At 41.0% G+C, this 12,963-nt stretch carries 11 protein-coding genes; 6 read left to right on the forward strand and 5 right to left on the reverse strand.

Translation table 11 applies throughout. The features are described from left to right. Positions 1-4: 4 nt before the first annotated feature. The 3 genes from FVA72_RS12795 to FVA72_RS12805 form a co-directional block, all read right to left on the reverse strand. Positions 5-1,006 (reverse strand): dihydroxyacetone kinase subunit DhaK, encoded by a 1,002-nt coding sequence (locus FVA72_RS12795; protein ID WP_094961242.1) that lies wholly within the window; start codon positions 1,004-1,006, stop codon positions 5-7. An 11-nt stretch (positions 1,007-1,017) separates the two neighbouring features. Next, positions 1,018-2,289 carry an MFS transporter gene (locus tag FVA72_RS12800; RefSeq protein ID WP_004263544.1) on the reverse strand — a complete coding sequence of 424 codons (1,272 nt, stop codon included), beginning with the start codon at positions 2,287-2,289 and terminating at the stop codon, positions 1,018-1,020. 129 nt (positions 2,290-2,418) lie between these two features. Next, on the reverse strand, positions 2,419-3,531 hold the full coding sequence (locus FVA72_RS12805; RefSeq protein WP_036958649.1) for an MDR/zinc-dependent alcohol dehydrogenase-like family protein: 1,113 nt from the start codon (positions 3,529-3,531) through the stop codon (positions 2,419-2,421). Between the two features lie 323 nt (positions 3,532-3,854). Between FVA72_RS12805 and rpiB the strand changes: the two genes are divergently transcribed. Both rpiB and tkt read left to right on the forward strand, forming a co-directional pair. Then, positions 3,855-4,307, forward strand: a complete 453-nt coding sequence (gene rpiB, locus FVA72_RS12810; RefSeq protein WP_004263541.1) for a ribose 5-phosphate isomerase B — start codon at positions 3,855-3,857, stop codon at positions 4,305-4,307. A gap of 36 nt (positions 4,308-4,343) precedes the next feature. Next, positions 4,344-6,353 (forward strand): transketolase, encoded by a 2,010-nt coding sequence (gene tkt / locus FVA72_RS12815; RefSeq protein WP_110591587.1) that lies wholly within the window; start codon positions 4,344-4,346, stop codon positions 6,351-6,353. A 162-nt stretch (positions 6,354-6,515) separates the two neighbouring features. Here the strand turns inward: tkt and FVA72_RS12820 are convergent, their stop codons facing one another. Then, complete coding sequence (locus FVA72_RS12820; RefSeq protein ID WP_110591586.1) at positions 6,516-7,277, reverse strand: SDR family oxidoreductase; 762 nt, start codon at positions 7,275-7,277, stop codon at positions 6,516-6,518. Positions 7,278-7,743: 466 nt separating this feature from the next. Here FVA72_RS12820 and fetA point away from each other — a divergent pair, with 466 nt between their 5' ends. Beyond that, entirely contained in the window at positions 7,744-8,394 is a 651-nt protein-coding gene (gene fetA, locus FVA72_RS12825; protein ID WP_004263526.1) for an iron efflux ABC transporter ATP-binding subunit FetA, read from the forward strand. Between the two features lie 12 nt (positions 8,395-8,406). Continuing rightward, positions 8,407-9,183 (forward strand): iron efflux ABC transporter permease subunit FetB, encoded by a 777-nt coding sequence (gene fetB / locus FVA72_RS12830; RefSeq protein WP_036958648.1) that lies wholly within the window; start codon positions 8,407-8,409, stop codon positions 9,181-9,183. Positions 9,184-9,234: 51 nt separating this feature from the next. Here the strand turns inward: fetB and FVA72_RS12835 are convergent, their stop codons facing one another. Next, positions 9,235-10,269 carry a LacI family DNA-binding transcriptional regulator gene (locus tag FVA72_RS12835; RefSeq protein ID WP_110591585.1) on the reverse strand — a complete coding sequence of 345 codons (1,035 nt, stop codon included), beginning with the start codon at positions 10,267-10,269 and terminating at the stop codon, positions 9,235-9,237. 234 nt (positions 10,270-10,503) lie between these two features. Here FVA72_RS12835 and FVA72_RS12840 point away from each other — a divergent pair, with 234 nt between their 5' ends. Then, positions 10,504-11,232: an SDR family oxidoreductase gene (locus FVA72_RS12840; RefSeq protein ID WP_004263513.1), complete on the forward strand. Its 729-nt coding sequence runs from the start codon at positions 10,504-10,506 to the stop codon at positions 11,230-11,232. Positions 11,233-11,276: 44 nt separating this feature from the next. Next, positions 11,277-12,905, forward strand: coding sequence for an FGGY-family carbohydrate kinase (locus FVA72_RS12845; RefSeq protein ID WP_137019039.1), 1,629 nt, complete (start codon positions 11,277-11,279; stop codon positions 12,903-12,905). Positions 12,906-12,963: the final 58 nt, after the last annotated feature.

The following is a 12,963-nucleotide window of genomic DNA, read 5'->3' on the forward strand; positions in this document are numbered from 1 at the left end:
CTCCTTATTTGACCTGTGTTAGACCCAATGAATATGCAGGGACATCCATCAATGCTTTCAATTCATCATCCACTTTCATTAATGTCAGCGTTACCCCCATCATTTCTAATGACGTAAAATAGTTACCAACATAGTTACGAACAATACGCACGCCTTTTTCGCTGAGTTGTTTTTCAACCTCTGCATAATAGATATACAATTCCATTACGGGTGTGGCACCTAATCCTGAAACCAATACGACGACTTCATCACCTTGTTTTGCCTGCATATCATCTAAGATTGGCGTTAACATAGTTTGTGCCATTTGCGCTGCAGACTGGATTGGCATGATTTCAATGCCTGGCTCACCATGGTGGCCAATACCGAGCTCCATCATCCCATCTTCAATATGAAAATTTGGATGACCCACCGCTGGAATGGTACAAGACGTTAGCCCAACACCAATAGAATGGCAGTTATTAATCGCTTTTTGTGCCGCATTAATCACGCCGTCTAAATCATAGCCTTTACTTGCTGCGGCAGAACCCACTTTCCACATGAGTATTTCACCCGCGACACCTCGGCGCTTTTCTTTCTCGCTCGCAGGGGCTGAAGCGACGTCATCGGTAGCAACCACGGTTTTAACTTTCATACCCGCTTTTTCAGCTTTTTTCATCGCCATTTTGACGTTCATGTTATCGCCTGCATAATTACCATATAAACAAGCAACGCCCGCCCCACTGTCTGCGGCTTTGAACGCATCTAAAAATGCCCCAGCGGTTGGCGAGGAGAAAATTTCACCAATTGCCACCGCATCTAACATGTTTTCGCCCACATAGCCTAAAAATGCAGGTTCATGGCCGGAGCCACCACCAGTAACAATGCCCACTTTCCCTTGTATTGGTGCTTTTGGGTATTTTAATACGCGCGCATTATCAGTCTGCGCAAAATATTCAGGGTGCGCTTTCAAATAGCCTTGAATGGCATCTTCAACAACAAGATCAGGTTCATTAATGATTCTGTTCATAATTCCCTCATTTACTTATTTTCTGGTGTTAGCTGCATCTCTGCCGACTTTTCAAGTAATTCCGCCGGCACAGTAATAAATTTCATCAATATCGCACTAAATAAATAGAGCCCCGAGAAAATCCAAATCACGCCAAAAGCACCTACACTACTAATAAAGAGCCCAACTAATGCAGGACCAACAAAAGTGCTTAACCCTGCCCCTAAATTAAGGACTGACATTGCTGCACCTTTATTTTCAGGCGCTAAACTCGGCATGATGGCTGAAAGTGGTACGTATCCAGCGAGGCATGCACCAAATAAGCCAGCGGCTATCATCATCAGGGTATAATTGTGCCCAAAATAATAAGGCACGTAATAAAACATTAAGGTACAAACCATACAGCCGACACAACCAAACCAAATCACAATATTGCGCCAACCGATACGGTCACTGACAACGCCAAAGATCAGGTTAAAAGCGATGTTTACTGTCCAAAGTGCTGCGTAGATATGTAACCATTCTGTGCGGGAAAAACCAAAGTCGGCAAGAAACATTGGCATGAAGATCACAAAACCATACGCTGCAGAGGTATTAATAGTACGAACAATGCCACCTAAACCAATTTTTGGGTTTTCAAACGCAATCGTGATCCCTTTAAACACATAGCTAAGTGAAACTTTTTCTTTCGGTGAGTCCGGTGTATCTCCCGCTTTGTTGCGGTTAAGCGCGATAGCAATAAATGCCCCGATAGTGACAAAAATTAGTCCACTCCATAACGTTGCCATTTCACCTAAAATTGGCAGCGCATAACTCGAATACATCACCCCTAAAACACCGAGTCCGCCACTATAAACAAACCAGAAGATCCCGACAGCAGAGCCCAATTTTTTAATTGGCGCCTCATAGGCCACCCAAACTAAGAAGCCGTAGGCAAACATTGGATAACCAAAACCACGCAACGCATAGGTTGGGATCATGATAGACAGGCTGTTACTAGGTAAACCAACAGATAAGAAAATAACCGAGCCAATCACAAACATCACAAAACCAAAAATCATCACACGACGAGCAGTATAAATTTCAGCCAACACACCGGATAACCACGCGGCGACAGCAGCAAAAAAACCATACACACTAAACAGTAATGAAGACTCTTCAATACTCATTCCACGGCTAATAATAAAAGGCGACAACCAGCCTTGTTCAAGCCCTTCCCCCATCATAAAGATCAGGACGCCAAAATAGCCAAGTAGTAACTTTGGTGAAAACCCCGTTACTTTAGACAGTTTATTGATTATCATATTGTTGACCTCAGTGCTTGTTCGCTGGGTTAGGACCTGAATAACAAGCCTTGGTAGGGTGACATTTATTCAGGTCCAATTTTTATCGTTATATTTTTAATTTCGTATTTTTTTCAACCCACTACAGCACTACAGGTTTGGGTCGAGAACCACTTTAATGTGCGGGTCACCTTTCGCCATCATCGAAAAACCTTCCGCAAATTTATCTAAAGGTAAGATATCCGTCACCACCCCTTTAGTTGGGAAATCACCATTACCAATGCCTTCAATCACTAACGGGTAGCAATATGGGCCAAGGTGAGAACCTAATAAATCCAGTTCTTTGCGGTCACTGATAATGCTCCAATCCACGGTCACAGGGTCTTTAAATACAGAAAACTCAACAAAGGTACCTAATTTACGGATCATCTTAAGGCCTTGCTCTACCGATTTAGGGGCCCCAGTCGCTTCAATGTAAATGTCACAGCCATAACCTTCAGTCATCTCTTTGACAATTTTGTCTACATCATCACGTTTAGGGTTTAATACGATATCAGCACCAAATTCTTTTGCTAATTCAAGACGTTTATCAAATAAATCTAGAACGACTAACTTACCTGCTCCGGATTTTTTAATTGCTCCAATCATGCCTAGGCCTAATGTTCCCGCCCCCGAAAGCACGACAACATCACCCAATTTGACATTGGCACGCTGCACCGCATGTAAAGAACAGGCGTAAGGTTCAATTAAAATAGCGTCTTCAATTGGCATCTCAACAGGTACATGGTAGTTAATGGCCTCTTTGGTGAACTTCATATATTGCGCCATACCGCCGTTCACGTTGTTTTGGAAACCATACAAGTCATGCTTCTCACACATCCAGTATTCACCGCGTTTACAGAAACGGCATTCCCAGCAAGGTACGATTTGCTCAGAAATAACACGGTCACCTAATGCAAAACCTTCAACTTTTGAACCAAAGCCTACGACATGGCCAATAAATTCATGCCCTGGGATCATCGGTGCCTTGATATAAGCGGGCTGCTCTGCATCCCCCCAAAAGCTTGGCGCACCTTCAAAAGCCTTCACATCTCCCGCGCAGATACCACAAGCTTCTACGCGAACCAAAATTTCTTCTTCACTAATTTTAGGGACATCGACAGTTTCTAAACGGTAGTCTTTTGGTGCATAAGCAACCACGGCTTTCATTTTTTCTGGAATGCTTTCGCTCATCGTTGCTTTTGAATCACAGTGTTCACACATAGTTCTATCCTCGGCGGTTTGTAAAATGAACATAAGTTCAATGAAGATACAAATTAACCATACCTTCTTTTCTTCATCCTTGCCCATAGTCAGATTGTCAAAGTGTGATTCAGTGCAAAAATTCTTATAAAATCGCCTTAAAACGCCTATTTTTTACATTTTTGGAAAAAAAAATTAAATTTGAAGCTGTAGATCACAGAATTCATCATCACAAAAATAAAAACATATGTTCACCTATTGATTATTTGTTCATAAGATCCTATTTTCTAAATAGTACATTTGATTGATTAATGAACTTTTGTTCAACAATAAGGATCTCTATCATGCTATCTATTGCTATTGGTGCAGATGACGCTGCATTTGAAATGAAAGATTTGATTAAGGCTCACTTAGCAGAATTAAACATTGAAGTGACTGATTACTGCTTAAATACTGGGGTTGCAGATGAAATGTATCCTGATGTTGCCCACGCTGTTGCAACTGCAATCGTACAAGGTAAACACCAGCGCGGTATTTTAATTTGTGGTACCGGAATTGGTATGTCCATTGTTGCTAATAAAGTCACAGGCATTCGAGCAGCACTGTGCCATGACACATACTCCGCTGAACGAGCACAAAAAAGTAATGATGCACAAATTATTACCTTTGGTGCCCGTGTGATTGGCCCTGAACTGGCTAAAACCATTGTCGACACATGGCTGGCTTCCCATTATGAAGGGGGACGGTCAGCGCCGAAAGTGGCTCGAATCAGTGAGTATGAAAATGGGGAACGTTAGTTTTACTTTAGGCGCTTTTACTTTGGGAGCTTTGTAATGTCCACTCAACCACAAAATAAATTAGCCAATGCCATTCGATTTCTTTCAATAGATGCCGTACAACAAGCCAACTCAGGCCACCCCGGCGCCCCAATGGGAATGGCTGATATTGCCGAAGTCCTATGGCGAGATTACTTACAGCACAACCCTGCTGACCCGAGTTGGCCTAATCGTGACCGCTTCGTCTTATCAAACGGCCATGCATCGATGCTGCTCTATAGCTTGCTCCATTTAACGGGCTATGATTTATCTATCGATGATTTAAAACAGTTCCGCCAGCTCCATTCCAAAACACCGGGTCATCCTGAATTAGGCTATACTCCTGGCATTGAAACCACGACAGGCCCGCTGGGACAAGGCATCGCCAATGCGGTTGGTATGGCAATAGCAGAAAAAACCCTAGCAGCTACGTTTAATCGCTCTGGTTTCCCCGTTGTCGACCACTATACCTACACATTTTTAGGTGATGGCTGCTTAATGGAGGGGATCTCCCATGAGGTGTGTTCATTAGCAGGAACGCTAAAACTCAATAAACTCATTGCCTTTTATGATGATAACCGTATTTCTATTGATGGTAATACTCAAGGTTGGTTTACTGATAATACCGCAAAGCGTTTTGAAGCTTATGGCTGGCATGTTATTCGCCAAGTCGATGGACATTCTCGGCCTGCAATCAAAGCGGCCATTGAACAAGCTCGCCAACAAACCTCGAAACCAACCCTCATTATTTGCAGAACCACTATTGGTTATGGGTCTCCCAATAAAGCCGGGACAGCCGATTCTCATGGTGCTCCATTAGGGCAAGACGAAATAGCGCTGACTCGTCAACAACTCGGCTGGGAATACCCTCCTTTTGTTATTCCTGATGAAATATACCAGCCTTGGAATGCCCTAGAACATGGTGCTGAACAGCAATTACGTTGGGAGCAAGCATTACGAGAATATGCCAAACAATACCCAGAACTTGCCGAGCAGCTAACGCAGCGATTATCCAATCAACTTCCTGAAAAATTTACAGATATCATTGATAACTTCATTCAACAATTAAATGAAAACCCTGCAACGATAGCTACACGTAAAGCGTCACAAAATACACTCAATATTATTGGCCCTGTTTTATCTGAATTAATCGGTGGTTCCGCAGACTTAGCCCCAAGCAACCTCACCTATTGGTCTGGGTCACTGCCAATTAATGAACAGCCTTCTGGCAACTATATTCACTATGGCGTCAGAGAGTTTGGTATGACCGCCATTGCTAATGGAATTGCATTACACGGCGGTTTTCGCCCTTACACAGCAACTTTTTTGATGTTCTCTGAATATGCGCAAAATGCCGTGAGAATGGCCGCATTAATGAAATTGCCCCAAATACTCATTTATACTCACGATTCCATTGGATTAGGTGAAGATGGCCCAACGCACCAACCTGTTGAGCAACTTGTTTCACTACGTGCAACACCTAATTTGTCAGTCTGGCGCCCTTGTTGCCAAGTAGAAACAGCGGTGGCTTGGCAACAAGCTATCTTAGCGAAACATACGCCAACCGCCTTGATATTATCGCGGCAAAACCTAATACAATATTCGCGAACAACTGAACAACTCGCCAATATTGCATATGGTGGATATATTTTGCGCAGTAATAGTGAAAACCCTGAATTACTATTAATTGCCACAGGCTCTGAAGTCACATTAGCGGTTGAAGCTTGGAAACAACTGACTGAACAAGGGTTTAATGTGAATGTTATTTCGATGCCTTCAACAGATACCTTTGACCAACAACCCTTAGAGTACCAACAGCGCGTTTTACCCAATCACGTTCGGCACCGTATTGCTATCGAAGCCAGTATCAGTGATTACTGGCGTAAATATGTAGGAATTGATGGATTGGTCATGGGAATGAATAGCTTTGGGGAGTCAGCTCCTGCAAACCAATTATTTGAATATTTTGGTTTCACCGTAGAAAAGCTTATTACTATGTCGCTTTCATTATTAAAACCTAATGATTAATTGATATAGCAATAATTAATATCTGTTATCCTACTTTGTAATTTTCTATTACAAGCCAAATAATACCTATATTATTTGGCTTATTTTTTATTTAAATAAAATCATCAATAATAAATAAAGCGAGTCGCTACTAATACTCACTTTATTCATTATTAAATATCACTATTGGATACTGTAGCCACCATCAATAACCAAATTATGTCCGGTGATCATATCGGATGCATCACTGGCCAAAAATAATGCACATGCGGCAATTTCAGACGGTTCCGCAAAACGCCTTGCAGGAATTTTTTCTTTCATTTCATCACCTTTTTCACCTTCCCACGCTTTTTTGCCCAGTTCTGTCATCACAATAGTTGGTGAAATGGCGTTGGTTTGTATCCCTTTAGGGCTCCATTCAAGTGCTAATACTTGGGTTAAACCAATAATCGCTGCTTTACTCGCACAATAGGCTGCATGTTGGTCTAGGGCAATCACGCCTGCTTGTGATGCCATATTAATAATCTTCCCTTTTCCATTATTAATCATGATATTACCTGCAGCTTGGCAAACCAAAAAAGTCCCTTTTAAATTCACGTTCATGGTTAAATCCCAGTCTGACTCACTTAAATTTTCAGCGGGAGCAAGCGCTACAATTCCAGCACTATTGACGACAATATCTAATGTACCATAATGCTCAACAACCTGTTTTACCATCTGAGAAACCGCCTCAGAATTTGTGATATCACATTGAATACCAATTGAATTTTTTAATTTCTCTGCAATTTTCACTACTTTATCTGACTTATCAATTAAGGCAATTTTAGCCCCTTTTTCGACATACAGTTGAGCAATCGCCAACCCAATGCCTGCAGCTCCCCCTGTAATTAAAGCGACCTTGCCATCAAGTGAAAAGTTGGTGTTATAGCCACTAAATTTTTTCATTTTAATTCCTTAATGTCATGATGTGATATTTAATATATAGATGAAATAAATATAGTGTTGCCTTAGAGAGACAACAAAATATTAAGTGCAGATTAGATTACTTGGTATTATTAATATAATATTATCACTAGTTAAACTCTATATTATTTATGTAAAAAAAAGAGATATCTCTCAAATTAAATACCATCCTAAATTCTGAATGCACATATGTTCAAAATAATAATTTGAATGAATATTTGTGCTTTATTTTCAACTGTACAAATCTTTCCTAGAACTCATCTACGTTGTCCTACTTCATTAGAAGTGTATTTTTTCTTCCCCTATAATTTTTCAATTAATTGGCGCATAATATTAGTTATATCTAAATTGATATTGAACAATATCAGCGCTGTATTATTGAGTAAGATATTGAATGAATATCATTTACACTAAATGCTGCGCACTTAATTTATAGGTCATTGATAATATGGAACAAAGCAACTTGCTATTACAACTTAGTAACATTGGCTATAGCATTGAGCAAAAAACAATTCTTGATAATGTGCAGATTAACTTACAGGCAGGCGACTTTAAACTGATTACGGGTCCTTCCGGCTGCGGTAAAAGTACCTTATTAAAAATAGTGGCCTCGTTAATTTCACCCACTCAAGGAACGATTAAGTTTCAAGGGAAAGATATCAATACCATCCTCCCAGAAACTTATCGTCAGCAGGTTTCTTACTGTACTCAAACGCCCACTTTATTTGGGCAAGCTGTGTATGACAACCTCGTTTTTCCCTATCAAATTCGAAAGTTGCCATTTAATAAAGACAAAGTCATCAGTGATTTGCACCAATTTTCTCTACATGAATCTATTTTGGATAAAGGGATCAATGAACTCTCTGGAGGAGAAAAACAGCGTATTTCTCTTATTAGAAACTTACAATTTCTTCCGCAAGTCTTGCTATTAGATGAAATCACCAGTGCCCTTGATGAAGAAAACAAAATTATAGTGAATGAATTTATCCATCATTTAACGAGTGACAAAAAAATAGGCGTGCTATGGGTAACTCATGACCAAGATGAAATCGCTCATACTAATGAAGTTATCACCCTTCCTGTTCATCACAACGAATAATAGGATATCACTGTGCATCAACCAACTATTTCCAATGAATCCTTAACCTTTTCAATCCTGTTAGTCTTAGTGGCTATTTTTATTAGCCATAAAGAAAAACTATCCCTTGAAAAAGATATTATCTGGAGTACTTGCCGAGCGATTATTCAACTATTGATCGCTGGCTACATTCTAAAATATATTTTTAATGTTGATCACGAATTGCTCACGATTGCATTGGTGATGTTTATTTGTGTCAATGCTGCGTGGAACGCTAAGAAAAGAAGCAAATATATTGATAAAATTTATGTTACTGCATTAATTGCCATTACCTCTGGCACATTTCTTACATTGTTAATTCTGATATTAACCAATGCCATCGCATTTACGCCTATGCAGGTAATTCCTATTACTGGAATGATTGCGGGTAACGCCATGATTGCGGTAGGGTTATGCTTTAATAACCTTGGTCAACGGTTTTCAAGCCAGCAACAACAAATTCAAGAAATGCTTAGTTTAGGGGCAACGCCCAAAGTTGCTTCCGCTGCTATTATTCGTGACAGTATCCGAGCATCATTGATCCCAACGGTAGATTCTGCCAAAACAGTGGGAATTGTCAGCTTACCGGGCATGATGTCTGGGTTGATTTTCGCTGGAGTTGACCCATTACAAGCTGTTAAGTACCAGATTATGGTGACTTTTATGTTGTTAGGTACAGCAAGCCTTTCAACCATACTGGCTGGATATATGACTTATACAAAATTCTATAACCAACGCCACCAATTATTGGTTACAACACTGAATAAATAATGACCTTCCGCCGCTTATTGGTCACCAACGATAAGCGGCACTTTCTTAATATCACTCTTTAACCACCCCCACAGGTAACACTTCAATTAATTGTGCTTTGCTATTTTCATTATCTATCAACTTAAAAATATGATTTAACATCGTTGGCACATCCTGTTTGACCATTTCGATGTCATTACCTAAAAGAGCAACAAAAGGATCCCAGTCAAAACAGCCTAAGTGGGGTTGCTGTGAACCGATATAGCCCTTTTTACCTAACCAATCAATAACCCCTTCTAATGAAATAGTTGAATTAATAAACAAACCGCATTTCACTATTTTCTGTGGATCATCATTATTCTGTTCAAAAAACTGTGAGAGTGCTTTTTCAGCTTTTTCGGGGGCATAACCACAAGCCAAAATATTTTCTTGTGGAACCGTGATACCTTTTTCATTATGCGCATCAATAAACCCACGAATACGTTCACGTGTATTGTGGTCATGTTCACGACCACCAATAAAAATTAAGGCTTCATTTATTGATGTTTGAGACTTATTTTTGCTTAAAATACGTTGGGTTAAATTTTTTGCGCCAAGATAGTTATTTGAAATAACCGAAGGCGCCAACGAGCCCGGTAAGTCTAAATTTAAGGTCGAAACCCCCGAAGCTTGGCAAATTTCAGTAATTTTATCTGGGTTCGTTGCCCCTGTTGAAATCAACCAATCAACCTGATAAGAAATCATTGCGCGTGCAGCTTCTATTTCTAACTTTGGGTCACGCCGCGTACAAGTAATAATAGGAAACAGCCCCCTTTCACGCGCCATTTCTTCAAAATGCTCGACAATCGAGCCAAAATAGCGGTTGTCATACTTCGGAACCAACATACCAATTATTTTGGATTTATTACTGCGCAATAAGCTGGCTTGCTTGTTAACTGCATAACTTTGTTCTTCGGCGATGCGGATCACTTTTTCCGCAAGTTGTGCGCTAATTCGCCTTTTTTGCCAATTACCGTTGAGTATTGCACTCACTGCACTCGCTGAAACCCCGGCTAATTCGGCAAGGTCATAGATCGTTGTTTTCTTATTTTGTCTGATCTTTGTCACAGATTCTTATCTCCATTTTTTACTAGCTTGACACCAAAGTCGAAAAGTCGCAATACTGCTACATCGATTGAGCAAAATTGGAATTGATGATGTATGAGTTGATAAACTGCAAAATAAATACTATCAATCCATCGCATGTAGCCACCTATCCATCGTTGTGACTCATTGCTATTCCATTAATTTCAGACGCTTTTCATTCTTACATTTCGCTAAAATATCCGATTGGAGTAAATTATGGCTATTTCTATTGAGAACAAAGTCGCAGCAATTACCGGAGCTGCCTCAGGTATCGGGCTTGAATGCGCGCGTACACTGATCAAGGCGGGTGCAAAAGTCGTTCTAATTGACCGTGCTGAAGAGCGATTAAACCAACTTGTTGAGGAACTAGGTGAAAATGCGATTCCATTAGTAGTCGATTTAATGAAGCCAGAACAAGTTGATGGAATGTTAGATGCCATCTTACAAAAAGCAGGCGGCTTAGATATTTTCCATGCTAATGCCGGTGCTTATATTGGCGGCCCTGTTGCTGAGGGTGACCCAGATGTATGGGATAAAGTTTTAAACTTAAACATTAATGCGGCCTTCCGTTGTGTTCGCGCAGTGCTACCTCATTTTATTGCCCAAAAATCAGGTGATGTATTATTCACCAGCTCAATTGCAGGTGTAGTCCCAGTGATCTGGGAGCCAATTTACACCGCATCAAAATTTGCTGTCCAAGCCTTCGTCCATTCAACTCGCCGCCAAGTTTCTGAACATGGTATCCGTGTTGGTGCGGTATTACCTGGCCCTGTAGTGACAGCCTTACTCGATGATTGGCCGAAAGAAAAAATGGAAGAAGCTCTGGCAAATGGTAGCTTAATGCAACCGATTGAAGTCGCTGAAGCCGTATTATTTATGCTAACTCGCCCACGCAATGTCACTATTCGTGACCTTGTTATTGTGCCAAACAGTGTTGATCTCTAACTTGTCACCTCGCAATTCATTGCAGTTAGCACCTTGGAGGGAAAATGAATAATTCACATGCACGATTAAAAGATAACGATAAAGTCGTTATTGGTATCGATGTTGGCACAGGCAGTGCACGCGCCGGGGTCTTTGATATGTCCGGCAATATGTTAGCATCTGCCAAACGCGATATTACGCTCTTCCGTGATAACGCCAATTTCGCTGAGCAATCAAGTAACGAAATTTGGGAAGCGGTTTGTTATTGTGTCAAGCAAGCGATAGCATCATCAACAGTAAAACCACAACAAGTTGCAGGTATTGGCTTTGATGCAACCTGCTCACTGGTTGTCATTGGTTCAGATAAACATCCTATTACGGTTAGCCCATCGAATGACCCTGAGCGCAATATTATTGTTTGGATGGATCACCGTGCAACAGAACAAGCTGAGCGCATTAATCAATTAAAGCACCCTGTTCTAAACTATGTTGGCGGTAAGATTTCGCCCGAAATGGAAACGCCTAAGATTTTATGGCTAAAAGAAAATTTACGTCAATCCTATGATAACGCATGGCAATTTTTTGATTTAGCCGATTTTTTAACTTGGAAATCAACTAACTCCTTAGCTCGCTCAACTTGCACAGTTACCTGTAAGTGGACATATCTTGCCCATGAAAAACGTTGGGATGCAGGCTACTTTCAACAGATTGGTCTATCTGAACTTGCCGATGAAAACTTCGCACGTATTGGTCAGCTTATTGTAGAACCAGGAACGCCTTGTGGTGAAGGCTTAACGGAAACCGCAGCCCAACAAATGGGATTACTAGCAGGGACACCTGTCGCTGCAGGCATGATAGATGCTCATGCAGGCGGTATTGGTACCGTTGGCGTAAATGGTGATGCAACCGCTAATATGGCATACGTATTTGGCACATCTTCATGCACGATGACAACGACTAAAGAACCCGTATTTATACCGGGTGTATGGGGTCCGTATTTCAGTGCAATGGTACCGGGCATGTGGCTAAATGAAGGAGGCCAAAGTGCGGCTGGTGCTGCAATTGACCAGTTACTTTCCTTACATCCCGCTTCAGTACAAGCAAAACTTACGGCAAAAGAGCAAGGTAAACCCTTGCCTGTGATGTTAGCGGATTTAGTATTAGAAAAATCATCGTCACCATCACAGTCTGTTGAACTAGCTGAAAAAATACATGTGGTTCCTGAATTTTTAGGGAATCGAGCACCTTTTGCTGACCCTCATGCCAGAGCTGTCATTGCTGGATTAACCATGGATAACAGCATGGAAAATTTACTTTCTTTCTATGTTGCTGGTCTGTGTGGAATTGGCTATGGATTACGACAAATCATTGAAGCACAAGCAAAATATGGTGCTGCTATTGAAAATATTGTTGTTAGTGGCGGTGCAGGACAGCACCCGTTGATCCGCCAGCTACTTGCTGATGCTTGTGGCGTTCCTGTGATTTCAACACAAGCCAGTGAACCAGTATTGCTAGGTTCTGCTATCCTTGGTGCCGTTGCAGGGAAAGTCTGTGAAGATGTCTCGCAAGCTATGGACCAATTTAGTGCTATCGACTTAACCTACCAAACCAATGAAGCATATAAAAACCGCCATGATACAAGATTCGCCTCTTTCTTGCATTTGCAACAATGTGCTAGAGAATTAAAAGGTTAATCACGTTGATATGACACTCAAGTAATATTTGGACTAAAGAAAGCCGTAAACCGGCTTT

Source organism: Providencia sp. PROV061 (assembly GCF_011045655.1).
GTDB classification, from domain to species: Bacteria; Pseudomonadota; Gammaproteobacteria; order Enterobacterales; family Enterobacteriaceae; genus Providencia; species Providencia hangzhouensis.

Coding starts and splice junctions, on each gene's coding strand:
- FVA72_RS12795 (WP_094961242.1), bottom strand. CDS start 1,006: ATGAACAGAATCATTAATGAACCTGATCTTGTTGTTGAAGATGCCATT.
- FVA72_RS12800 (WP_004263544.1), bottom strand. CDS start 2,289: ATGATAATCAATAAACTGTCTAAAGTAACGGGGTTTTCACCAAAGTTA.
- FVA72_RS12805 (WP_036958649.1), bottom strand. CDS start 3,531: ATGTGTGAACACTGTGATTCAAAAGCAACGATGAGCGAAAGCATTCCA.
- rpiB (WP_004263541.1), top strand. CDS start 3,855: ATGCTATCTATTGCTATTGGTGCAGATGACGCTGCATTTGAAATGAAA.
- tkt (WP_110591587.1), top strand. CDS start 4,344: ATGTCCACTCAACCACAAAATAAATTAGCCAATGCCATTCGATTTCTT.
- FVA72_RS12820 (WP_110591586.1), bottom strand. CDS start 7,277: ATGAAAAAATTTAGTGGCTATAACACCAACTTTTCACTTGATGGCAAG.
- fetA (WP_004263526.1), top strand. CDS start 7,744: ATGGAACAAAGCAACTTGCTATTACAACTTAGTAACATTGGCTATAGC.
- FVA72_RS12840 (WP_004263513.1), top strand. CDS start 10,504: ATGGCTATTTCTATTGAGAACAAAGTCGCAGCAATTACCGGAGCTGCC.
- FVA72_RS12845 (WP_137019039.1), top strand. CDS start 11,277: ATGAATAATTCACATGCACGATTAAAAGATAACGATAAAGTCGTTATT.